We start from the raw sequence: 26,523 nt of genomic DNA on the forward strand, positions 1-26,523 counted from the left end.
ATGAGTGGTGCTTCAGATAACGTTAAAAATCTTTCCTCTTTACAACGTTCAGTTCTACTCATTGAAAAACTGGAATCTAAGGTCAATCGGCTGGAGTATAGCAAAACAGAACCTATTGCCATCATTGGGATGTCCTGCCGATTTCCAGGAGGCGCTAATAATCCCCAGTCCTTTTGGACAATTTTGCGAGAAGGTGTTGATGCGGTTACAGAAGTCCCCCCTAACCGCTGGAATATTGAAGATTACTATGATGAAAATCCTCATAGCCCTGGCAAGATATATACCAAATCCGGGGGATTTTTGTCAGATATAGACCAATTTGACCCGCATTTTTTTGGCATTTCCTCCCGTGAAGCCGTGAGTATCGACCCACAGCATCGTTTGCTACTAGAGGTTACTTGGGAAGCTTTAGAAAATGCCGGACATATCCCCCAACGCAACCAAGGTAGTCCAACGGGAGTTTTTGTTGGCATTACCCTCAATGACTATGGATCGATTGCCAAACAAGCGCGATCAGACATCAGCCTAGAAGCCTACGGAGTTACGGGATCACCTTCCTATGCAGCAGCGGGGCGGATTTCCTATACTTTTGGATTTACTGGCCCTTGCATGGCCATTGATACCGCTTGTTCATCTTCCTTGGTAGCTATTCATCAAGCTTGCCAGAGTTTACGACAACAAGAGTGTCAAATGGCTTTAGCTGGGGGGGTGAATTTGATTTTACTCCCCGACAGTATGATTGCCACCGCTAAGGCAAATATGTTGTCCAGCGATGGGCGTTGCAAAACCTTTGATGCTGGGGCTGATGGCATCGGTCGTGGTGAAGGCTGCGGCATCCTGCTTCTCAAGCGTCTGTCAACAGCACAAGCTGATGGCGATCGCATCCTGGCAGTAATTAGAGGTTCAGCAGTCAACCAGGATGGGCCTAGTAGTGGGTTGACAGTGCCCAATGGATCTTCCCAGCAACAGGTGATGAGTCAAGCCCTGAAGATGGCTAAGGTAGAACCATCTGAGGTGAGTTATGTTGAAGCCCACGGTACCGGCACACCTCTGGGAGACCCGATTGAACTGCGATCGCTAGGGAAAATCTACGGTGCAAAACGCTCCCAGGAGCAGCCCTTATTTGTGGGATCAGCGAAAACCAACATCAGCCACGTAGAAACGGCAGCTGGGGTTGCAGGTGTGATCAAAGTCATTCTGCAATTACAACATCAACAGATTGTACCTCATCTCCATCTGAAAACTCCAACCACTCACTTTAACTGGCAGGAGTTTTCCCTCATTGTCCCGACCAAGGTGACCCCCTGGAATGTGCAGTCTGGCAAGCGTTTAGGGGTAGTGAATTCCTTTGGTGCCACAGGAACTAACGCCCATATTGTTTTGGAAGAAGCACCGGAGCCATTAAAAAATTCAAATTCCGGTTTATTAGAGCGATCTCACCATTTGTTAACCCTGGGAGGGAAGACAGAGAAAGCATTAAAGGACTTGGTAGAGCGTTATCACTCCTGGATGGAAGTCAGTGCAGATTTAGACATCGCTGACTTATGCTACACCGCTAACACAGGTCGTGCCCACTTTCAGCACCGTTTAGCCCTGCTCATTTCTGACCCTCAAGAACTAGGGGAAAAACTTCGTAGCTTGACTCTTCGTCTGTCACAAGGAGAGAGCATTGCAGAAACGACAAGTATTCCTGGGGTGTTTCAGGGACAACTGCCATCTAATAGTAGATCGCCTAAAGTTGCTTTTCTGTTTACAGGTCAGGGATCTCAGTATGTCGATATGGGGCGGCAACTCTACGAAACTCAGCCTCTGTTTCGTCAGACTATAGAGCAATGTGACAAAATTTTGCGATCGCTGTTGGCACAACCACTATTAGAGGTTCTCTACCCCCAGAATGCAGACAAGTCTCAAGCTAGGGGAGCTGCGGATCTCGATCAAACAGATTACACTCAACCCGCTTTATTTGCCTTAGAATATGCCCTGGCTCAACTCTGGATATCCTGGGGAATTAAGCCCACTGTGGTGATGGGACATAGTGTAGGGGAATATGTAGCAGCTTGCATCGCCGGGGTGTTTAGTCTGGAAGATGGGCTAAAATTGATTGCCGCCCGCAGTCGTTTGATGCAATCATTACCTCAAAATGGGGCAATGGTGGTTGTATTTGCCGATGAAGCGCGGGTAATTGAAGCGATCGCGAACTATAGAGATACTGTAGCGATCGCTGCCTATAATGGCCCCCAAAATATTGTAATCTCTGGGGAAAAACAGGCGATCGCTACTATTAAAGCTGCCCTAGAGGCTGACGAAATTGACATCCGACCCCTTAACACCTCCCATGCCTTTCATTCACCCTTAGTAGACCCCATTCTCGATCAGTTAGAACAACTTGCCAGGGAGATTTCAACCCATCCCCCTCGCATTCCCATGATTTCCAACCTAACAGGGCAGATACTATCAGCAAATCAACCCTTAGATGGACAATATTGGCGCAACCATAGCCGAGAAGCCGTCAGATTTATGGCAGGGGTCTCAACATTAGTAGAACAGGGCTATGAAACCTTTCTAGAAATTGGCCCCAAGCCTATCTTGTCCAAACTGGGACATAAATGTCAGTTGGGTGAAAACCTATTGTGGCTTTCCTCTCTCCATCAAGGGCAACCAGCCTGGCCAATATTGCTGAATAGTCTAGCTCAATTATATGTGCGTGGCGCTGATGTAAATTGGTCAGGGTTTGACCAAGATTACTCACGCCAACGGCTGATATTACCCACTTATCCCTTTCAACGTCAGCGTTACTGGTTTGAGACACCAAATGCAGATATGCCTCCCCAGAAATCGACTGAGCCAGCAGATGAACCAATATCAGACCTATCCCAACAACGAGAGCAAATTCTCAGAAAGTTGCAATCCCTCATCGGTCAGACTCTGCAAATTTCCCCAAATGAAGTAGATATTCACACACCATTGGTGGAAATGGGCGCAGATTCCATTGTTTTTATGGAAACAGGCCAGAAATTAGAAACTCTCTTCGCCGTTCGGATTCCCATCCGCAAATTATTTGAAGACTTATCTACCTTAGATGCTCTAGGTACTTACATAGCCGATCATCTTCCAGAAGGATTTGAATTTGCTGAATCTACTGAACTAGATTCTCGTATTCATGATTCCGATGTAAATGAATCAACCTCTAACAAGAGTTTCTCCCCAGAACAGGTTGCACCCACCACCAGGGAAACGGAAAATGGATATTCACAGCCCAGTCAAACTTCTAACTCCATAGCACCGAATCAAGTAGCCACTACTGCTCTGGAACGGATTATGAGCCAGCAGTTACAGGCCATGTCTGATCTCATGTCCCAACAATTAGCGATCTTAAGACGAGAAACGGCATTAACTGAGCCGCAACAGTTCATTCCCACCAATCCTGTCTCTACACCTCCAAGTCTCCCTGTTACCAATCCCATTACACAACCTTCCCCTGTCAACCTCAGCCAGCCTGGGGGTAAGGAGTCTAAACGACAGGAATTTTGGGAACGACGCGAATTCAAACCGAAATTAAGCGATTTGCAAGATCCATCTGCTAACTTCAAAGTAACTGTGCCTGCTAATAAAGAGATGCAATTCAGTCTCTATTATTTCGGCAGTTATGATGCAGAATTCACAACAGACAAATACGGTCTTCTATTTGCAGGAGCAAAGTATGCAGACCAAAATGGCTTTACAGCAGTGTGGGTACCTGAGCGTCACTTTCATGCCTTTGGCGGTTTTTCCCCAAACCCCTCAATTCTCAGTGCAGCCCTAGCCGCAGTCACGAAACATATCAATCTCCGAGCAGGCAGTGTTGTTTTACCCATCCATCACCCTGTTAGAGTGGCAGAAGATTGGGCTGTCATTGACAACATCTCCCAAGGTCGGGTAGGAATTTCCTTCGCTTCTGGTTGGCATCCCCACGACTTTGTATTTGCCCCTGAAGCTTATGAAGAACGCCGAGAAATCATGTTCGAGGGCATCGAAACAGTTCAAAAACTTTGGCGGGGAGAATCCATTCAGTTACCAAGTGGGTCTGGTCAACTTGCCGAAATCCGCACATTTCCCATGCCTCGACAGAAAGAGTTGCCCATTTGGGTGACAATAGTCAACAACCCAGACACCTATATTAGAGCAGGGGCAATGGGGGTAGGGGTTTTGACAAACCTGATGGGTCAGACCGTAGACGACCTAGCCCGAAACATTGCCCTTTATCGAGAATCCCTGGCTCGTCATGGCTACGATTCAACGGTTGGTCAAGTTACAGTGTTGCTGCATACCTTTGTCGGGGCTGATATTCAACAGGTGCGAGAGCAAGCCCGTCAGCCGTTTCAGAATTATCTCACCTCGTCCATTGGCCTGTTTCAAGCCTTAGTGAAAAGCCAAGGTTTAGAGGTGACAGATTTTGAAAAGATGACTGAGGATGACAAAGAGTATATTCTGTCAGCGGCATATCACCGTTATGTGCAAACCAGTGCCTTGATTGGTACACCAGATTCTTGTATTGAGATTGTTGAGCGACTCCTAGCCATTGGTGTTGATGAAATTGCTTGTCTAATTGATTTTGGGGTTGACCAGTCAGCAGTGGTAGACAGCTTGCCCTACCTAAAGACCTTGAAGGAACGGGTAAATCAAGTAAAAACCGCCGATTGGCTCTACACCCTTGATTGGCAACAACAGCCCCGTGATATATCTGCGGTGCTGCCTCAGGAACCTGGACATTGGTTGATTTTTGCGGATGAACAAGGGGTTGGCACTGCTTTAGCAGAGCAAATCCGGTCTGATGGTCAAACCTGTGCGCTCATTTATCCCCAAGGTGGGGTCACCCCTGTACCTAAGAAGGCTCAGGAGATTGATCCCACTGACCCGGAAGCGTTTAAGCAATTTTTGCAAGACCAAATTTCCGCCAGTGAACTGCCAATCAAGGGAATTATCCATCTCTGGAGTCTCGATAGTCCATTATCTACGCAACTGACAGTTGATTTACTTCATAAAACCCAAGAAATACTGTGTGGCAGTGTACTCCATTTAGTTCAAGCGGTAGCGCAAAACCCTGAGCTAACGGATGCTGGGACTAAAGTGTGGCTGATCACACAACAAGCTGTTATGCCCGAAAATGCTGCCCCAACTGGAATTGCTCAGGCATCGTTATGGGGGTTTGGTCGAGTAATCGCCCTAGAGCATTCGGAATTTTGGGGTGCTTTAATTGATATTGATGCCAAGGGCAAGGCAGCAGAACTCTCAGCGCAACTATGGCTAGAAATCACAGAACGGAAACGGAAGGGAGAACAAGCTGAAGATCAAGTTTTGTTGCATCAGGAAAAACGCTATGTTGCCCGTTTAGTGCGCCATGCCATTGCCAGTAATAGCCATTCTCATGCTGCTCTGAATCTGGACTTAGATGGCACTTGTTTAATTACCGGCGGGCTGGGTGCGTTGGGCATTCGGTTAGCCCAGTGGCTGGTTGACCAAGGTGTTCGGCATTTAGTCCTGTGTGGACGTAGTGCCCCTTCCTTGAAGATCCAACAAACTATCACAGAGCTACAGCAACAGGGTATACAGGTGATGGTGGCTCAAGTAGATGTGTCCAACTCTACTGATTTAGCTGAGTTATTGCAGCAAATTCAAGGCAAAACCCCAGAAAATTGGCCGCCGCTCCATGGTATTTTTCACTTAGCCGGTTTGTTAGATGATGGTGTTTTATTTCAGCAGACTTGGCAGCGATTTGATGCAGTGATGGCTCCTAAGATTTTAGGAACTTGGAATTTACATATTTTGACTCAAGAACTGCCAATCAAACACTTTGTGCTGTTCTCTTCTATCGCTTCTTTATTGGGGTCACCGGGGCAAAGTAATCATGCGGCTGCCAATGCTTTTATAGATGCCTTAGCTCACTATCGTCGAGCTAATGGGCTGCCTGCTGTTAGTTTGAATTGGGGGTCTTGGACAGAAATCGGCAAAGTGACGCGATTAGAGGGACAACAGCAGCAACGGTGGAAAGACTATTTTGAGAAACTTTGGCGTAGCTATGGTATGGAGGCGATCGCACCCAATGCAGGTTTTCACGCACTGGGGCAACTGCTGAATCAGCCTCCTGTGCAAGTTGGGGTATTTCCGATTGATTGGCCTAAGTTTTGCCAGTCCCTCGGTGTTCAACAAAAGCCGCTACTGCTAGACTTAACTCAGCCCGTTGTGCCTGTTAGCTCACCCCTGTCATCGTCAACTAAAATTGAACCCGTTGAAACAAGCATCACCCCCTTGAGGATTCCCCTCAGTGAAGCTCAAAAACAACTATGGCTCCTGGCTCAAATTGTCGAAGCAGGGTCTGTTGTCTACAATGACAACGTTAATTTGGAATTGCGTGGTGATTTACAACTAGAGGTATTAAAACAGGCGGTGCAGACGGTTGTTGATCGACATGAAGCCCTCCGTACCGTCATTGACCCTCAAGGAGAATGGCAAGAAATTTTACCTACCTTTGCCATCGATATCCCCCTAGTTGATCTTTCTAGCCAAATCTGTGGCAAAAAGAAAGAAGAACAGGATCAACAATTGTTAGATTGGCTCACCCAACGCAGCCAAGAACCTCTGAATCTATCAAAAAGTCCATTATTCCAAATTGAAGTACTGAAGCTAGAACAAAAGCGCCATGTTCTAGTAATTACCATTCACCACATTATTTCCGATGGTTGGTCTATAGAAAATATCCTCAAAGAAATTGGGCTGATCTATTCTGCTCTTTGTGACGGGGCAGCAGTTACCCTAGAGACTCCCCTGCAATTTCGTGAATTCCTCAACTGGCAAACAAAACGCAGTCAAAGCTCAGAAATGTTGAGCCATGAGTCCTTTTGGGTAGAGCAGTTTGCCAGCTCTATTCCAGTGCTAGAACTGCCCACAGACCGGACTCGTCCAGTACGGAAAACCTACCACGGCAACCGCCAAACCTACGAGACTGATCCCCGTCTACGTGAACAATTGCGACAGTTCAGCCAGGGGCAGGGATGCACCTTATTTATGACCTTGCTTGCTGCCCATTTCGTGCTTTTGCATCGTCTCAGCAGACAGGAAGAAATAGTTTTGGGAATTCCCACCGCTGGGCGTTTTCTCTCCGGTAGTGAAACAATGGTGGGATACGCAACGCACTTATTACCTATTCGCAGTTGTTTCCACGAAGAACTAACCTTTCAAGCCTATCTGGCGGAAATTCGAGAGAGGTTGTTAGATGCCTATGAGCATCAGGATTATCCCTTTGCTCAGTTGCTAAATCGGCTAAATCTCAAATCTGATAGCAGCCGTACCCCCTTGGTATCTGTAACATTTAACTTAGAGCCACCAGTACCCACGGCTCCATTGAAGAATTTAGAGACAGCGTTAGTGTCGCGGCCTATTAGCTTCACCCACTTTGATCTGCACTTTATCGTTATTGATCTAGGCGATCGCCTAATCTTGGAAGCGAAGTACAACACAGATTTGTTTAATGATGCCACCATTAAGCGTTGGTTAAGTCATTTTCAAACCCTATTGCAGGGAATTATGGCACAGCCAGATCAGTCTGTTGGCACTTTACCCTTGTTAACCCAGCAAGAGCGTCTTCAAATGTTGGTTCAGTGGAATACTGGCTCACCAGATTATCCTCAACAAGGGTTGTTGTCAGCAGAAAATCTCCACAATACCTGCATCCATCAACTCTTTCAAAAACAGGTTTTGAAGACTCCAAATACTGTAGCCGTGGTATTTGAAGATCAGCAGTTGACATATCACGAGCTAAACGCCAAATCAAACCAACTGGCTCACCATCTGCGAAACTTAAAGACAAAATCCGGTAGTCGAGTAGTTCTTTACACCGGGCGATCTTTAGAGACCCTGATAGGAATGCTGGGTATCTTGAAAGCGGGAGGAGCTTATATTCCCGTAGATGCTGGGACAACACCCCCCAGCCGTTTAGCACTACTGCTAGAAGATATTCAACCAACAGCAATCTTAACTCAAGACCCCTTCATCCAAAATCTGCCTACCAGGGATTCTACACCGTTCCCTGTTGTGCTGCTGGATAAAGAATGGAGTGCGATCGCTGAAAATAGTGCAGAGAATAGCACCTTCCAGGTAACACCTGACGATCTGGCATACATGATCTTTACCTCTGGTTCAACGGGTAAGCCCAAGGGAGTTGCCATTGAACATCGCCATCTAGTTGCTTACACTACCAGCATTACTCAGCGGCTAGATTTGCAACCAGGCATGAGTTTTGCTACAGTTTCCACCTTCGCCGCAGATTTGGGTTACACCGCCATTTTCCCCACACTTTGTACAGGTGGGATCTTGCACATTATCGCTCAAGAACGCGCTACCGATCCCAGCGCCTTGGCTGCATACTTTAGCCAACATCAGATTGATTGTCTCAAGATTGTACCTGCCCACTTAAACGCCCTGTTAGATGGCGAACAATCCCCACAGGTATTACCCCGACATACCCTTGTTTTAGGGGGAGACACCCTATCCTGGGACTTAGCAGAAAAAATTCAATCTTTAGCGCCCCACTGTCGAATTTTTAACCACTACGGGCCTAGTGAAGCCACAGTAGGCGTTGTTGCTTCCATTGTCAAGCAGCAGTCAGAACGTTTATCCGCAACAGTTCCTTTAGGACGACCCCTTAGACATGCCCAGGTTTACATTTTGGATCGCCAGATGCAACCCGTCCCTATTGGCGTTCCCGGAGAAATCTATATTGGTGGCGCCAGTGTAGCCCAAGGATACTTAGATCAGCCAGAATTAACGGCTGAGAAATTTATCCCTAGCCCCTTTCAAAATTCTGAGCGTTTATACAAAACCGGAGACTTAGCCCGCTACCTCCCAGATGGCAATATTGAATTTCTGGGTCGAATTGACCATCAGGTAAAAATCCGGGGGTATCGCCTGGAGGTAGGTGAGGTGGAATCCGTTTTTGGTAAGCATCCTGGGGTGCAACAAGCCGTGATTTTGGCACGAGTTGAAGAACAGTCTGGAGATAAGCGGCTGGTGGCTTACTGGGTGCCGGTGCAAACAGAGTCCGCTGATGTTCCTTCGCCTCATGAGTTGCGTCAGTTTTTGCTAGAGCAACTGCCTGATTATATGGTGCCCAGTGCCTTGATCAAGTTGGAGAGTATTCCTTTAACGGCAAATGGTAAAGTAGATCGTCAGGCTCTTCCTGTACCAGAGCAAGACTTGAGTCAAGACGTAGATTTTATTCCACCCCGCACCCCCACAGAACAGGCGATCGCAGATATCTTTGCTACTATTTTACAATTAGAGTCAGTTGGCATTAACAACAACTTCTTTGAGCTAGGGGGACACTCCCTGTTAGCGACTCAGGTGATCTCCCGTTTGCGGGAAACTTTCCAAATTGACCTGCCCCTGATTTCCCTGTTTGAATCCCCTACTGTTGCTGGACTCGATCTAATTATCCATCAGCAGATGCAACGGGGCATCGGCCAGATTGCGCCCCCGATCACAGCTGTACCGCGAACTTCCGACCTGCGTCTACCCCTAAGTTGGTCTCAAGAACGGCTGTGGTTTCTTGACCAACTAGAGGGCGCAAGTGCGACCTACAATATGCCTGCCGCAGTTCATCTTCATGGTGATCTCAATGCTGATGCCCTAGAACAAGCACTGGCGGAAATTGTTCAACGCCATGAGGTTTTACGCACAGGGTTTCAAAGCGACGATGGTGGGGCTATACAAGTTGTTTTACCCGAAGCAAGGCTGAGATTACACTCAATTGATTTACAGCTGATGCCTGTTTCAGAACAGGAAACTACTGTTCAACAACAGATCATCAAGGAAGCTCAAACCCCCTTTGATTTGTCTCAAGCTCCCTTGATGCGGGCAACTTTGTTACACATTAGTCCTCAAGATCATATTCTATTGGTAACAATGCACCACATTGTTTCTGATGGTTGGTCGGTGAGCCTTGTGGTGCGAGAGTTATCTACTCTATATCAAGCCTTTGCCCAAAACCAACCTTCACCACTGGCAGACTTGAGTATTCAATATGCAGATTTTGCTCTATGGCAACGTCAGTGGCTGACGGGAGATGTGTTACAAACCCAACTGAGCTATTGGCAAAATCAGTTGGCGGGTAATCTGCCAATTCTACAATTGCCTTTAGATGATCCGTTGCCTGATAGACAAGATTATCGGGGCGCTCAACAAAATATATCAATTTCGCGATCGCTAACTCAAGGGTTAAAAGCACTCAGTCACCAAGAAGGGGTGACATTGTTTATGACTCTGTTCGCGGCTTTCAATGTCTTGTTGTCTCGTCACACAGGTCAGGAAGATATCATTGTGGGGTCGCCAATTGCCGGTCGCAACCTCATGGGCTGTGAGGATTTAATCGGCTTTTTTATCAACACCTTGCCTCTACGCACTAATCTAGCTGACAATCCCAGCTTCCGACAATTATTAACTCGCGTCCGGGAAGTTACACTGGGAGCCTATACCCATCAAGATATTCCCTTTGAAAAGTTGGTGGAAGAGTTACGTCCAGAGCGCGTGTTACATCGCCATCCGCTGTTTGATGTGCTGTTCAACTTTGTTAACACACCAGCCGCAGTTCTGGGTATGGGGGATCTGACCTTTGAACCTTTAGTCCAACCCGAATCTTATGCCAAATTCTGGCTCACGTTTTACATTCGTCCAGTTGGTGAAGCGTTAAACATTGAATTAGTGTATCGCCAAAATTTATTTACCTCTGAACGGATGACGGCTTTGCTAGAACAGTTTGTCTTCCTATTGGAACAAGTAGTAAATCATCCTGACAATACTATTCAAACCTATTCTCTGTTATCTCCTCAATCCGCTGCTCTACTGCCAAACCCTACCATTCCTCTGCTAAAACCGGACTATGAGCTTGTGTCCACATCCTTTGCCAACTGGGCTAAAAAGACCCCTGAGCAAACGGCAATTCGTCAACATTCTCGAACCTGGACTTATGGAGAATTGGCACTAGCTGCCCAAGGCATTGCCCAAGTTCTCATCAGCGACGGGTTGCAGCAACAAGATGTGGTGGCATTATGTGGCAATCGCACCTTCGGGTTAATTGCCAGTATATTGGGTATCTTCTTGGGCAAAGCCGTGCTAGTCACCCTAGATCCCAATTTACCACCCCAACGTCAGCGGCTGATCCTCGACCAAACTCAAGCTCAGTACTTGATTACCATTGGCAATCAATCTCTGTCACCAGAAGTACTTAAAGATGGATTGAAGATTATTTCCGTTGCTCCTGATACTGGGCGAATTGCTGATGTTGACATCCTAGCAGTACCTTTACCCTCCCTCGCCCCCACTGACCCCGCTTATATCTTTTTTACCTCTGGCAGTACTGGAACCCCTAAAGGAGTACTGGGAACTCATCAGGGCATTGCTCACTTTATCCATTGGCAACGCAAAACCTTTGAGATTAAACCAGATGATCGGGTAGCTCAACTAATTGGACTCTCTTTTGATGCCCTACTTAGAGATATTTTTCTGCCCTTAACCAGTGGTGCAACCCTTTGTTTACCAGATCAAGACTATATTCCAGGTTCACCTCAGATTTTGTCTTGGTTAGAGAAAGAGAAAATTTCTGTGTTTCATACTGTGCCTGCCGTAGCGCAATCTTGGTTACAGCAGGTTCCGGAAAAAGTCACACTGAGCTACTTGCGCTGGGCATTCTTCTCTGGAGAGCCACTAACCCACACCCTGGTTAATCAATGGCGGCAAAGCTTTCCAGCCGCAGGGAATATCGTTAACCTTTATGGTGCTACCGAAACCACAATGGTTAAATGCTTTTATCCAGTACCTCCTCAGATCCCGGCTGGGGTTCTTCCTGGAGGCTTTCCCCTCCCTGATACTCAAGTTCTCATCTTGAATGGGAATAATCAAGTTTGTGGTATTGGTGAGCTTGGTGAAATTGTGGTACGGACACCGTTTTGCACCTTGGGTTATATCAGCGAACCTGATAGTAGTTCTGGCAATAGCGTTGCACTCAATCATGCTGTTGAGCAAGTCCCGTCTCCTTTTGTGCTGAATCCATTTCGCCAAGATATGCAGGATTGGGTTTACTACACAGGCGATCGCGGACGCTATCGTCCCGACGGTGCGGTTGAAGTTTTAGGGCGCTTAGATGATCAAATTAAAATTAGAGGAATTCGTGTTCAACCTGGAGAAATTGAAGCAATGTTAAACCAATATCCGGCAATTGCAGAAGGCGTTGTGATTGCTAAACAAAAAACTTCTGGAGAGCATTATCTTGTGGCTTACATAGTTGTTAAATCAGGACAATCTGTTACCCATCAAGAGTTACAAAAGTTTCTCAAACGGCAACTGCCAGAATACATGATACCCTTCTCTTTTGTTGAATTAGATGCTCTACCCCTGACTGCAACCGGCAAAGTAAATCGGAAAATTCTACCCGAACCTATTAACAGCACAAATCAACCTTATGAACACAGAGAACCTCGTACACCTACGGAAATCAAGATTGTCGATACCTTTAAACAGGTTCTTCATCTCGATCAAGTTGGTATTGATGACAATTTCTTTGAGTTGGGAGGACATTCTTTGCTAGCAGCTCAAGTTATTTCACGGTTGCAACCAGAGTTTCAGGTTAATATTCCTCTTAAATCTCTCTTTGAAACGCCTACACCTACAGAACTTGCTGCCCTTGTTGACAAGCTCCAGTTAGAAAAAGGTGCTGAATCTATCCTTCCTAAAATCACAAAAATCTCTCGCAAACGTCATCAAGCTAAAGTTTCGGCAGAGGGAGAGCTTGCTATTTCCGAGGAATTAAAACACGAAATCCTCAAGCCTAATCAGTAGAATCTATTGTCATTTTATTGAGTATTTGTTCTTCATTTCACTGAGTAAATTTAGATGGATAATATGTTAGGCATCTTGGGAGGTATGGGGCCTTTAGCATCAGCAGAATTTGTGAAAGCTATTTATGAACACAATGTTTTAGGAAATCAAGAACAGGACGCGCCTAGAATCATTTTGTATTCTAATCCTTCAATTCCTGACCGCACAAATTATCTTCTCAAAGGAGATTATGATGTACTACTGATGAATTTGATTGATGCTGTACATCAGTTGAGTGAGTTGCAAGTTTCTAAGATTATTATTTGCTGTGTAACATCTCATTATTTGCTGCCAAAATTTCCTGCCAAACTTAAGGAGAAAATAATTTCTTTAGTTGATGTTTCTCTTAGAGAAGTTTTAGAATGCCAAGGTCGCTACCTGCTACTATCCACTAATGGAACCCGTCAACTAAAAGTATTCCAGACTAGTGAGTTATGGAAGATGACGGAGGATAAAATTATTTTACCAGATGAAAAAGATCAGAATTATATCCATAACATGATTTATCAAATCAAGGTTAATAAACAGAGTTTTGACTCAGCTATTATCTTCTTGAAAAACTTAATGAAAAAATATGAAGTAAACTCTGTAATATCTGGTTGTACAGAGATACACTTGCTTAATCGATATCTTCACTCTCAGATAAATCAACATCAGGGAGATGTTGCTGATTGTATTTTTTTAGATCCTCTAATGATTATTGCCACCAGGCTTGAAAAATTTTTGTGTGAAAGTTTTTTAGAGATCCCAGTTAGTATTCTCTGATTTTGTTTTGCTGCCTTTAAAGAAAGACTTAATTGCATTTTTAGACATGGCTAATGATACCTTCCTCTCAACTTCAGAAGAAACCTTTGTTTTCCCCTTATCTTTTGCCCAGGAACGACTATGGTTTCTTAACCAGCTTGAAGGAGCTAATGCCACCTACAATATGCCTGCGGCAATCCGTTTAAGTGGCCAGCTGGATGTTAAAGTGCTAGAGCAAGCTCTGGGGGAAATTGTCCAACGCCACGAGGTGTTACGAACGAGTTTCCAGACCCTTGATGGCAAAGCAGTGCAGATTATTGCCACAGAAGTGATTTTTAACTTGTGCTGTGTCAATCTACAGCATTTGCCTGAGGTTGAACGAGAGATCACCGTTCAACAATGGGTAACACAGGAAGCCACCAAACCTTTTACCCTCTCCCAAGCCCCCCTGATGAGAGCCACACTCTTGCAAACTGATATTCAAGAGTATGTGCTTTTGGTGACAATGCACCATATCATCTCCGACGCTTGGTCTGTGGGGATTGTCATTCGAGAGTTGTCTGTACTATACCAAGCTTTTATTCAAAATCAGCCTCATACACTACCAGAGCTAGATATTCAATATGCCGACTTTGTGCAGTGGCAACGGGAGTGGCTCCAGGGAGATAGGTTAGATAAACAACTGGCCTACTGGAAGCATTATTTGGCTGGGGTGCCACCTGTTTTAAAATTGCCTACTGATCGTCCACGTCCTCCAGTCCAGACATTTCAAGGACAGTATCAGCGATTTGAACTTGGCTCTGATCTGAGCATTGCTCTTAAACAATTGGCACAGGAGAACAGTTCCACTTTGTTTATGGTTTTGTTTGCTGCCTTTGCGACATTGCTCCATCGTTACAGTAGCCAGCAAGATATTGTCGTGGGCACACCTATTGCCAATCGCAATCAACTTGAACTAGAACCATTAATTGGCTTTTTTGTTAATACCTTAGTTTTACGCGCCCAGTTTGATGAGACCCTTACCTTAAGAGAGCTTTTAAAGCAGGTAAGACAAGGGGCGATGGAAAGCTATGCTCATCAAGATGTGCCCTTTGAAAAAATTGTAGAGGCATTACAACCAGAGCGTAACTTAAGCCATTCCCCTATTTTTCAGGTGTGGTTTGTGTTACAGAATACTCCAAGCGAAACATTGCAACTGCCAGATGTAACTTTGACACCTTTGCTTTCAGAGACCAAGATAGCCAAGTTTGACTTGACATTATCGATGTCAGAAACCAAGTCAGGGTTAGTGGGAGTGTGGCAATATAATACAGACTTGTTTGATGCTGGCACCATAGCGCGGATGGTAGAACATTTTCAAGTTTTGCTAACAGCGATCGCCACTAATCCCCAACAACAAATCAACCTATTGCCGCTTTTAAAAGAACAAGAGCGACAACAACTTTTAAATGACTGGAATGATACTGACGCTCCCTATCCAAAAGATCACTGTATTCATCAAATCTTTGAGCAACAGGTGATGCTAACACCAGATGCCGTTGCATTAGTGTTTGGGGAAGACCAACTCACCTACCAGCAGCTGAACCATCGCGCCAACCAACTGGCACACCATTTGCAAACTATCGGGGTGGGGCCAGAGGTTTTAGTTGGACTCTGTGTAAATCGTTCCCTAGATATGGTCGTGGGTTTGTTGGGAATCCTGAAAGCTGGTGGAGCTTATGTTCCCTTAGATCCCAATTATCCAGAAGAACGCCTAGCATACATCCTGGAAGATTCTGCGGTTTCGGTGCTGTTGATTCAAGAATCTCTAGAGGAGAATTTACCGCCATCCTATGCTTTGGTTGTCTATTTGGATGCAGATTGGGATGAAATCGCCACCCAAAGCTGTGAAAATCCTGTCTCTCAAGTCCAGCCACACAACTTAGCCTATGTTATTTACACCTCTGGGTCTACCGGTCAACCCAAGGGAGTCTTAGTCAGTCATCATGGCATAGGAAATCTAGCCCTGGCTCAACAAACCTTATTTAAGATAGAAGCTAACAGTCGAGTACTTCAATTTGCCTCTTTTGGTTTTGATGCTTCCGTCTCAGAAATCTTTATGGCTCTGGGGTCTGGCGCTCAACTTGTGTTAGCGTCTGCCCAGCAACTGATGCCTGGTTTCGATCTGCAACGGACTATTGCTCACCATGAAATTACTCACATTACTTTACCCCCTTCGGCCTTAGCGATTTTGCCTGTGGATGATATGCCAACGCTGAAACAAGTCATCGTGGCTGGAGAAGCCTGTCCTGAGCCTCTAGCCCGGATTTGGAGCCAAGGAAGGCATTTTTTCAATGCCTATGGGCCTAGTGAAGCCACAGTGTGCGCCACCGTTGCTGAGGTTTGTCTAAACCCAGAAATAGAGACTAACTCGGTGATTCCCATTGGTCGCCCAATCGCTAATACTCAGATTTATATTCTAGACAACGCTCTACAGCCTGTTCCTACGGGAGTGCCAGGAGAGTTATATATTAGTGGTGTGGGTCTAGCACGGGGATATTTAAACCAACCTCAACTGACAGCAGCAAGGTTTATCGAAAATCCTTTTAGGGAAGGAAGACTCTATAAAACAGGCGACTTGGCTCGGTATCTGCCGGATGGCAACATCGAATTTTTAGGTCGTCTTGACCGCCAAGTTAAAATTCGCGGGTTTAGAATTGAGCTAGGAGAAGTAGAAGCCAAGCTAGGTCAGCATCCTCAGATACAGGAAACCACTGTTGTCACTTGTGAAGACTCCTCTGGGAATCAACGATTAGTGGCATATGTGGTATCTAGGGAACAAACCTTAGTCTCATCAGAACTGCGACAATTCTTAAAAGATAAGTTACCAGAGTACATGGTGCCGAGTATCTTTGTGATGTTGGATCTGATGCCATTGACACCAAATGGCAAAATTGATCATCGCAGCTTGCCATCTCCCGATCAAGATTTAATCCAGCAAAATAATTTTGTTGAGCCTCGTACACCTACAGAACAGACTATTGCTGATATATTTGCTGCTGTTCTGAAGATAGAGCAGGTTGGTGTTTACAATAATTTCTTTGATTTGGGGGGGCATTCTCTTCTAGCAACTCAAGTTATTTCTCGATTAAGAGAGAGTTTTTCTATTGAGTTGCCTCTAGGAACTCTATTTGAATCACCAACTGTTGCAGAATTGGATTCGATAATTCAACAATGGTTGCAAAATAATCCTCAACAAGATACAGGTGTGACTCAGCCTTTGCCAGCTGTAGTTGCTGTTCCACGGGAAGAGATGGCTGCATTACCTCTAAGTTGGGCACAAGAACGGTTATGGTTCTTAGATCAGTTAGAAGGGAACAGTGCGACTTACAACATCCCTATGGCAGTTCACCTGAGGGGAAATCTCAACATTGATGCTTTAGAACAGGCACTCCAGGAGATTGTGCAACGTCATGAAGTTCTGCGAACCCACTTCGCGACTGTTGATGGCAATCCTGTGCAAGTGATTTCGACGGCATCAAAGTTTTGCTTATTTCGGGACAATTTACAATTAAGCTCTACTGACAAATTAGCTGTTGAAGTCAAGGAAAGACTAACCCAAGAGGCTCAAAGACCCTTTGACTTGACCCAGTCTCCTTTGATTCGAGGGACACTGCTACAAACCGCTGACAATGAGTATATTCTCCTTGTCACCATGCATCACATTGTGGCTGACGGTTGGTCTGTCAGAGTGATGGTCAAAGAGCTATCCATCATCTATGATGCGTTTGTTCATGGATTGCCGTCTCCTCTACCACCCTTAGCAATCCAGTACGCAGATTTTGTCCACTGGCAACGTCAATGGTTGCAAGGTGACATTCTGGAACGACAGCTAACGTACTGGAAAACATACCTTTTAGGCGCACCCCCGTTACTGGAGTTGCCCACTGATTATCCTCGTGCTGGGGTGCAAACCTTTCGAGGCGCACAGCAACCCTTTGAACTGTCTGCGAAACTGATTCACCAACTCAAACAAGTTACTCAGGCGACGGACACTACCTTGTTTATGGTGCTATGTGCCACATTCTTGATTTTACTACATCGCTATAGTGGTCAGGATGACATGGTAGTGGGAACTGTCATGGCAAATCGGAATCGGACTGAGATTGAACCTTTAATTGGTTTCTTTGTGAATACGTTGGTTTTGCGAACTCAGTTTGAGGAAGATTCAAAGTTTATAGATATCTTGAAGCAAGTGCAGCAAGGAACACTTGAGGGATATGCTAACCAAGATGTACCTTTTGAAAAAATTGTAGAGGCATTGCAGCCAGAACGGAATCTCAGCCATTCGCCTCTGTTCCAGGTAATGTTTTCGTTGCAAAATGCTGCAAACAGTTTGCTGCAACTACCAGATGTAAGCTTGACTCCCCTCAAGTCAGAAATCGTCACGGCCAAGTTTGATTTAACTCTGTCGATGGTGGCAACAGAGAACAGCTTGTCTGGTGTCTGGGAGTACAACACAGATTTGTTTAAGGCAGAGACGATCGCCCGGATGATCGGACATTTCCAGGTGGTGCTGGAGGGGATTGTGGCTAATGCTCAAGAAACTGTAGGATGTTTGCCTTTATTGACGCAGCAGGAAGAGCACCAGTTATTGGTGACTTGGAATAATACAGTAGTGGCGTATTCCCAGGATTGTTGCCTTCATCAACAGTTTGAAGAGCAGGTGGAGCGAACACCAGAGGCGATCGCACTTATTTTTAGAGATCAGCAATTAACTTACCGGCAGCTAAATCAACAGGCAAATCAGTTAGCCCACTATTTACAGCGCCAGGGCATTGGCCCAGAAACCTTAGTGGGCATTTGTGTGGAACGCTCTTTGTCCATGATGGTCGGTTTGCTGGGGATTCTCAAAGCAGGCGCGGCCTATGTTCCTCTCGATCCACACCACCCCCAGGAGCGACTAGCTTTTATCCTCTCAGATACCCAAATGCCAGTGTTATTGACCCAGGAAAAGCTACAGGCAACTTTACCTGATCATGCAGCTAGGGTTATCTGCTTAGATACTGACTGGGTGGAAATTGCCCAGGAGGATCAAACCAATCCTGATACATTGGTCAGCGGTGAACACTTAGCATATCTGATCTACACCTCCGGCTCCACTGGACAACCCAAAGGTGTGATGATTGAGCATAGTCAAGTTGCTAACTTCTGCGTGGCAATGGATCAGCGCCTAGGTCTGGATAGCAGCTCTGATTTAGTCAAAACCTGGTTAGCGGTGACAACTATCTCCTTTGATATATCAATTCTGGAATTATTCTGGACATTGGCACGAGGGTTTAAGGTTGTTATCCAACAGGAGCAAGAAAAAACTATTGCTTCTACATCAGTAGTTTCTCGGTTGCCAGAAACACCGATGGAGTTTAGCTTATTTTATTTTGCCAATGACAGTGACACTGGTAATCAAAACCTGGCGCAAAATCGCTATAAATTGTTAATTGAAGGGGCTAAATTTGCTGATCAACACGGATTTTCAGCAGTTTGGACACCAGAACGTCATTTCCATGAGTTTGGGGGCATCTATCCTAACCCTTCTGTGGCGGGTGCGGCGATCGCAGCAGTGACTAAACAAATAAAGATTCGCGCCGGTAGTGTGGTTTTACCACTCCATCATGAGATTCGAGTCGCTGAAGAATGGGCTTTTGTAGATAATTTGTCTAACGGTCGAGTGGGAATTTCTTTCGCCAGTGGTTGGCAACCGAATGACTTTGTGCTATCTCCAGAAAATTATCAACATCGTAAGTCTCTCTTGGTTGAGCAGATAGAGACCGTTCGCAAACTCTGGCGAGGAGAACCTATCACCCTGAAAAATGGACATGGCATTCCCACAGAAGTAAGAACCTTCCCCAAACCGATTCAGTCTGAATTACCAGCTTGGTTGACCGCAGCAGGCAACCCTGAAACCTTCCGGCTAGCAGGAGAGTTGGGTCTAAATGTACTCACACATCTTTTAGGACAAGGCATAGAGGAACTGGCAGAGAAAATTAAAATTTATCGTCAGGCTTGGCAACAAAAAGGACATCCCGGCAATGGTCATATCACTTTGATGTTACATACCTTTATCGGTGATGACGAAGATGCCGTACGAGAGCAAGTCCGTGTCCCCCTGTCTGACTACCTAGAGCAATCTATGGGACTGATCCAAAAGATGCTCAAAGGTACTAAATTTGAAACCCATCTCGATAACTTTGCCCAGGAGGATCAAAATACCCTGCTGTCCCATGCATTTGATCGCTACTTTGCCACCAGCGGTCTTTTAGGGACTCCCGAAAAATGCTTGACAATGATTGATAACCTCAAAGCTATCGGAGTTGATGAAGTTGGATGTCTAATTGACTTTGGGGTGAATGTTGACTCTGTGTTATCTAGTTTAGACAAACTCAATCAAGTCAGAAAACTCAGCAATAGTACCGCCCATACTGAAGCTGAAGATTACTCTATTTTGAACCAAATTCAGCAACATCAAGTATCTCATCTGCAATGTACCCCTTCTTTAGCCAGAATGTTAACGTTAATGCCCAATGGACTAGAGAGCTTGCGCTCTTTGCGACATTTAATGTTAGGTGGAGAAGCATTGCCTCCAGCCTTAGTTAAGCAGTTGGGCACATCTATTAATGCAGATATTTACAATATGTATGGCCCAACTGAAGCAACCATTTGGGCCTCTACGGCAATTGTTCATAAAAATGATGTTGAGACTAAATCTGAGACAACCATTACCATTGGTAAACCTATTGCCAACACACAGATTTATATCTTGGATCAATGGTTAAATCCTGTGCCGATAGGAGTTCCAGGAGAACTGCATATCGGAGGCATGGGTTTAGCACGAGGATACCTAAATCGGCCCCAGTTGACAGCAGACCGATTTATTGAAAAACCCTTTGGCTCTTCAAAATCCCATCTCCGAAATTGCGATGCCTGCGGCGAGCAAAGCTATCGCCTCTACAAAACTGGTGACTTAGCCCGCTACTTAAGCGATGGAAACATCGAATTTCTCGGTCGGATTGACTATCAAGTCAAACTACGAGGCTTCCGCATTGAACTAGGCGAGATTGAAGCGGCACTCAACCAACATCCGCAGATTCAGCAAGCCGTGGTCATCCTAGACGGGACACAGGAAAATCAGCGCCTTGTCGGTTACATTGTCCCCCATTCAACATCGCTGTTACCCACTGACACTGAGTTACATCAGTTTCTCTTGAAGAAGCTGCCTGATTACATGGTGCCGAATATTTTTGTCCAGCTTGACCAACTGCCCTTGACCCCTAATGGCAAAATTAACCGTCGAGCGCTGCCAGCCCCCTCTCATCAAAGCCCCTCACCAAAATACCTCCCTCCTCGCACTCCTGTAGAGCGTCAATTGTCCCAAATTTGGGCTGAGGTTTTGAACCTAGACTGGATTGGCATTCGTGATAATTTCTTTGAACTGGGTGGACGCTCTTTGCTGGCGGTACAATTGATGTCACGAATTCAAGAAGTCTTTGGTCAACAGTTACCCCTAGCCATCCTCTTCCAAGCCCCAACCATCGAGAATTTAGCTCGGCAATTGGTTCATTCAAACAGTACAAAGCACTCATCTTGCTTAGTACCCATTCAGCCCCAAGGCTCAAAGTTGCCCTTGTTTTTTATTCCAGGGTCAGGGGGCAGTGTGGTTCAATTCTATGAACTCTCACGCTGTTTAGGGTTAGATCAGCCCTTATATGGCTTACAGGCTCAAGGATTAGACGAGCAATCTAACCCTCTAAATCGGGTTGAGGACATGGCAACTCAATACCTTGAAGCCATTCAAACCCTCCAGCCCCAAGGGCCCTACATCTTAGGTGGTCACTCCTTGGGGGGTAAAGTCGCCTTTGAAATAGCAAGACAACTGCTACAGCAAGGACAAGAAATTCGACTTCTCGCCATTGTTGATGCTACGGCTCCCCTTCCTGACCAGCCAGTTTTCACACCCTCCGATTGGAATAGCGCTCAATGGTTAAGTGCTATTGCTGCTGGGGCGGCTGATGCCTTAGGTATTACCTTGGACATCTCCTATGAAATGTTGAATAGCTTATCTCCAGAAGCGCAGTTTAGCCACTTGCAAAACCAGTTTGTTCAAAATGGCATTTTAGCCCCCCAAGACAGTGAAACCCAGTTAAAAAACCTGATTCAATTGACGAAACTACAACACACCAGTGCTGTTAACTATCAATGCTTAGAACAGTTACCGCTGCCAATTACACTCTTCCGTGCTGAACAAGCAAATACAATAATGTTTGAAAGCAACTCACTGCTCAATGAGCCTAAACTGGGTTGGGATCGCGTCTCAACCCAACCTGTTACCTGTCATCTGATTCCAGGAAGCCACTACTCGATCATGGCAAATCCTTATGTCGAAGAATTAGCAAAACATTTACAGGGCTACTTAAATTAAATCTCTGGAGGAAATTAATGTCAGGTGAAAAGTTTTACCTTAAGCAAAATGTGGTTTTAGAACCATTAGTTAATCAGTGGCATGCTTGGTCTTATTTAGTGGCGCCAGCAACAGCAGCCATGTATATCGTTAACTCACATTTAAAGATTATGCAGTCTTTTGTCTCTGCGCCAAAAGTGCATCTGTCTGCCCTTAAATCACCCAAAATGATGGCGGGGCCTTTTGTCAATCATGATGAAAGTTGCGTTGATGATATTAAGAACTTGCTCGAAAATCTAATGCAGGAGCAAGCATATATGTTAGAGCTTGCTGAAGCCATTAAGTCCCTGAATCAATATCTAGAAACAGAAGCTATTGGTTTTTCTTTAGAAGAAATATACTCAAAAATTCCCCAGGCTCTTCAAGGTTTTGTTGAACTCAATTATGATTTGAATAATCATCCTTCTATGCGCTTGATAGAAGGGCTTTTATATAAGAGCATTTATGGGAATGATGCATCCCAAAGCTTTGCTATGTATACTGTTGAGCAGGATCAACGACCCTTTATTTTTAGTACACCTAGATTGAAGCAGGCTGATAACTTGCAACTCCATATCCCCTTCAAGCACGAGATTATAGATGAACTAGCAAAAATGAAATATATCCCTAATGATTTGCAGGGGATGAGAGACAAGTTAGATATTGATTTTAGAGATGAAGCACTATTTTTAAGTTGGTTTACAGAAGAGGCTCCTCACAAGCAACCTAGTCACTATGACCAAGATTTGGTAAGAGTACGTTATTTTGGTCATGCTTGCCTTCTAGTAGAGTCAAAAGATGTCAGCATTCTCTGTGATCCACTCATCAGTTATCACTATGAGAGTGCAAGCGATCGCTATACTTACGCTGATTTGCCTAAAATAATCGACTACATTGTGATCACCCACCACCACCATGATCATTGTGTGATCGAAACATTGTTGCAGTTACGCCATCGGGTTCGCACAGTGATTGTTCCCAAAAATAACGGGGGAAGTCTTGCCGATCCGTCTATGAAACTCATCTTACAGAGTATTGGGTTTAAGGATGTCAGAGAAATTGATGAGATGGAACAGATAGACGTTACAGGTGGCAGCATTACTGGGTTACCTTTTTTGGGTGAACATGGAGATTTAAATATTAGAAGTAAAATCGCTTACTTGATCACTTTGTTAGGTCAATCCGTGATGGTTTCCGCTGACTCTAGAATTTGTGATCCTCATGTATGTAAGCAGATACGTAACTCGGTAAATAGGATTGATGCTTTATTTTTAGGATTGCAATCTGATGGAGCACCTCTGAGTTGGGCTTATGGATCATTGTTATGTAAACCTTTAAACCGCAAAATGGATAATGCTAGACAAGTGGGGGGAGCCAACTTTGACGTTGCTAGTAGCATGGTTAAACAATTGGAACCGAAATCTGTGTACGTGTATGCAATGGGATATGAACCTTGGCTCAGTTACATGATGGTTCCTGATTATGAGGGGCCCATTGCAGAATCAAATAAGTTAATTGACGAATGTAACAGCAAGGGAATTTTTGCGGAACGACTGTTTGGCTACAAGGAGGTTTTTATGGATACTGTTGCATAGATAATATTGATCCAGTTGGATCATTTGGTAAAACGAAGATGGCAATCATAGCAAATTGGGCTTTTCCAGTTTCCCATGTTCCAGAGTTGAGAGGAGAGGAGGCTTTTTCAGTCAAGTTGTTTGAGCAAAAACAACCTGTGGTTCTGCGCAACTATATTGATAATGTTGAGAACTTTGCGCCTCACTCTGATATTTGGAGTGGGATAACCGGAAAGGTAACAGTTATTTCTCCGGATAATCCTGCTGTGACGGCTCGTGCGGGACAATCTGGAGACAATGTGATTGTAGAGATGACAGTCACCGAAATTTTTGAACGGATATCGGGGCTGGGGAATCACCCATTTATCCTAGGAGAAGGTGAGCGATATTACGTTTTTGGCAACCAGTCACCAGCAAAGCTGACAGATTTAGTCCGTTGGCCCATCGGAGCAATGGATAGTGATAAATCCATGTACATTACTGCTGCTGGTGTGCTAACAAAGGCTCACTATGATAGACATACAGCATTTTTAATGCATCTGTACGGCAAAAAACATGTGCTGCTCTTATCACCAAAGTACTTCCAACAGCTTTACCCAATCCATGATACAGTCACTGGCAATGATCGACGTTCCCTCGTTAACCTCCGATCACCAGACTTTAAGGCTCATCCTAGGGTAGTGGAGCTAGAGGCAATGGAAACGGTGCTTGAGCCTGGGGATATGCTCTTTATTCCATCAAATTGGTGGCATGAGATCGAAGCAATGGAGGTGAGCATATCACTACGCTCCAATGCAGAGAATGAGACATTTTTTCGTCTAGAAGAAATTTTTTCTCACCTCGAAAAGTGCAGTGAACTAATCAGCCAATTACCGCCAGAACAGCGTATTTTTGTGTCTGAGCGGACAAAGGCGGCACTTAATCAGTTGAGGAGAGAAGATAACACATAGTGAACTACCTACACTCTACCGATAGGTTAGTGTAGGCTTCCCAATTCACGGAGAATTGCCTCTGTATCATGTAATCAGTCTTGTTCGTCATTTACTTTATTTGGTAAAAACCTGGTACAATTAGTAACTAGTATGAAACTAAAATTCCCGTCACGAAGCGAGCGGGGAGTGTCAAGCAACGCCTAATATTTTAATCACTGTGACTAATCAGCCTCTAAGCGTTACACAAACTCCTGTTTTTAAGGGCATGGGAGCTTTTATCACTATCTGGCTAGGTCAAATGGTATCCAGGGTAGGTTCTGGCTTAACTAGCTTTGCATTTGATGTCTGGGTTTACCAGCACACTGGCTCCATCACCCAATTTGCTTTTTTAACCCTTGCTATTACCCTCCCTGGTATCTGCATTGCTCCCATTGCAGGTAGCATTGTTGATCGCTGGAGTCGTCGATGGCTAATGGTGATTAGTGCTATCTGCTCTAGCCTCTGTGTCTTGACCGTGGGCATTCTCTTCGCTCTGGGTCATCTAGAAATTTGGCATATTTATCTTGCCGTGGCTGGAAAATCACTCTTTAGTACCTTTGGTGTAACAGCTTTTCGCGCTTCCGTTGTGTTGATGGTTCCCAAAAATCGATTAGGGCGTGCTAGTGGACTCACCCAAGGAACAGACTCAATAGTCCGTTTAGTGTCTCCGGCTTTAGGTGGTATTCTACTAGGAATTCTAAAATTGCCAGGGGTAATTTTACTTGATTTTATAACCTTTATATTTGCCATCATTCCTCTTTTAATCCTGAATGTACCAGAACTGCCACACACAGATAACACAGAGATTGACAGTCAGGATAAATCTCTTCTGTCAGGAGTAGTAGAGGGATGGAATTATTTACTGACTCGACGAGGAGTATTAATGCTCGTATTTCTTCGCAGCATATACAATGGAGCAATCGGGTCAGCAATGATTTTGGTAACGCCACTTCTGCTTAGTTTGACAACACCTGCCGGCTTAGGCCCTCTTCTGTCTCTGGCGGGGAGTGGTATGCTTGTGGGGAGTATATTTTTAGGGGTTTTGGGTGACCGCCAAGCAAACCTGGTAAATATTATCTTTATAAGCATTTTCTTAGGTTCCTGTGGTTTGGTCACAGGAGGTATGCGTCCATCTTTAACACTATTTACGATTTCTGGATTCTTTTTTGCCTTAGGAATTCCCTTGATTAATGGATGCACCCAAATCCTATTACAGAGAAAAGTTGCTCCTGAAATTCAAGGCCGAATTTTTTCCATGAATAATATGATAGCCACGGCCTTTCCGCCAGTGCTTGCTATTGCCATTGGGCCTTTTGCGGATAAAGTTTTAGAGCCTTTAATGGACTTTGATGGGCCTTGGTCTCAAGGAATTGGTCAACTAATTGGTTCTGGCCCTGGTAGAGGAATTGGTCTTTTGTTTATATTGATAGGGCTGACTACACTTCTGTCTACTTTAATAGTGTATCAATACGAACCGCTAAGGCGACTAGAAAGTGAACTGCCAGACACAGTAGACTTTTCTAAAGAAAATCAAGTTGCGTGATTTCTAAAATGAAAATTTTCAAATGAAACCCTCAAATTAGTCAGTTTACAGCTTGTTTTGGTTGAGAGGGATGGCAATCACAAATTCTGTACCCTTACCAGGAGCGGAAATACATTTTAATTCTCCGCCATGTTTTTCAGTGATAATTTTATGGCTAATATAGGAATAATATTTGATTTTTGAAAAAAAATAAGAGATAATACGGAGAGAGCATACAAGTCTAAAACAGAACAATGATAAAGCAGTATTTAGAACAAGAGATACCTGCGGTGGGTGGAGTCATCGGCGAACTACAGGAATTTATAGCTCAAAATC

Annotated in this window: 6 protein-coding genes; all 6 read left to right on the top strand. The window is 44.8% G+C overall.

Annotation, left to right across the window (positions count from 1 at the left end; genetic code table 11):
* The 6 genes from H6G32_RS06485 to H6G32_RS06510 all read left to right on the top strand — a co-directional run bounded on the left by H6G32_RS06485 (position 1) and on the right by H6G32_RS06510 (position 26,208).
* Positions 1–12,864, top strand: coding sequence for a non-ribosomal peptide synthetase/type I polyketide synthase (locus tag H6G32_RS06485; RefSeq protein WP_190456297.1), 12,864 nt, complete (start codon positions 1–3; stop codon positions 12,862–12,864).
* A gap of 54 nt (positions 12,865–12,918) precedes the next feature.
* Complete coding sequence (locus H6G32_RS06490; protein ID WP_190456299.1) at positions 12,919–13,668, top strand: aspartate/glutamate racemase family protein; 750 nt, start codon at positions 12,919–12,921, stop codon at positions 13,666–13,668.
* Between the two features lie 46 nt (positions 13,669–13,714).
* Positions 13,715–22,102, top strand: coding sequence for a non-ribosomal peptide synthetase (locus H6G32_RS06495; RefSeq protein ID WP_190456301.1), 8,388 nt, complete (start codon positions 13,715–13,717; stop codon positions 22,100–22,102).
* A gap of 17 nt (positions 22,103–22,119) precedes the next feature.
* Positions 22,120–23,715 carry an MBL fold metallo-hydrolase gene (locus H6G32_RS06500; RefSeq protein ID WP_190456303.1) on the top strand — a complete coding sequence of 532 codons (1,596 nt, stop codon included), beginning with the start codon at positions 22,120–22,122 and terminating at the stop codon, positions 23,713–23,715.
* Positions 23,716–23,753: 38 nt separating this feature from the next.
* Positions 23,754–24,644 (top strand): cupin-like domain-containing protein, encoded by an 891-nt coding sequence (locus H6G32_RS06505; RefSeq protein WP_190456304.1) that lies wholly within the window; start codon positions 23,754–23,756, stop codon positions 24,642–24,644.
* A gap of 199 nt (positions 24,645–24,843) precedes the next feature.
* Positions 24,844–26,208, top strand: coding sequence for an MFS transporter (locus tag H6G32_RS06510; RefSeq protein ID WP_190456307.1), 1,365 nt, complete (start codon positions 24,844–24,846; stop codon positions 26,206–26,208).
* Positions 26,209–26,523 lie beyond the last annotated feature (315 nt).

The organism is Cylindrospermum sp. FACHB-282, assembly GCF_014697195.1.
Taxonomy (GTDB): Bacteria; Cyanobacteriota; Cyanobacteriia; order Cyanobacteriales; family Nostocaceae; genus Cylindrospermum.

Bases quoted from the DNA above. Each gene is read 5' to 3' on its own strand.
- H6G32_RS06485 (WP_190456297.1), top strand. From the start codon at position 1: ATGAGTGGTGCTTCAGATAACGTTAAAAATCTTTCCTCTTTACAACGT.
- H6G32_RS06490 (WP_190456299.1), top strand. From the start codon at position 12,919: ATGGATAATATGTTAGGCATCTTGGGAGGTATGGGGCCTTTAGCATCA.
- H6G32_RS06495 (WP_190456301.1), top strand. From the start codon at position 13,715: ATGGCTAATGATACCTTCCTCTCAACTTCAGAAGAAACCTTTGTTTTC.
- H6G32_RS06500 (WP_190456303.1), top strand. From the start codon at position 22,120: ATGTCAGGTGAAAAGTTTTACCTTAAGCAAAATGTGGTTTTAGAACCA.
- H6G32_RS06505 (WP_190456304.1), top strand. From the start codon at position 23,754: ATGGCAATCATAGCAAATTGGGCTTTTCCAGTTTCCCATGTTCCAGAG.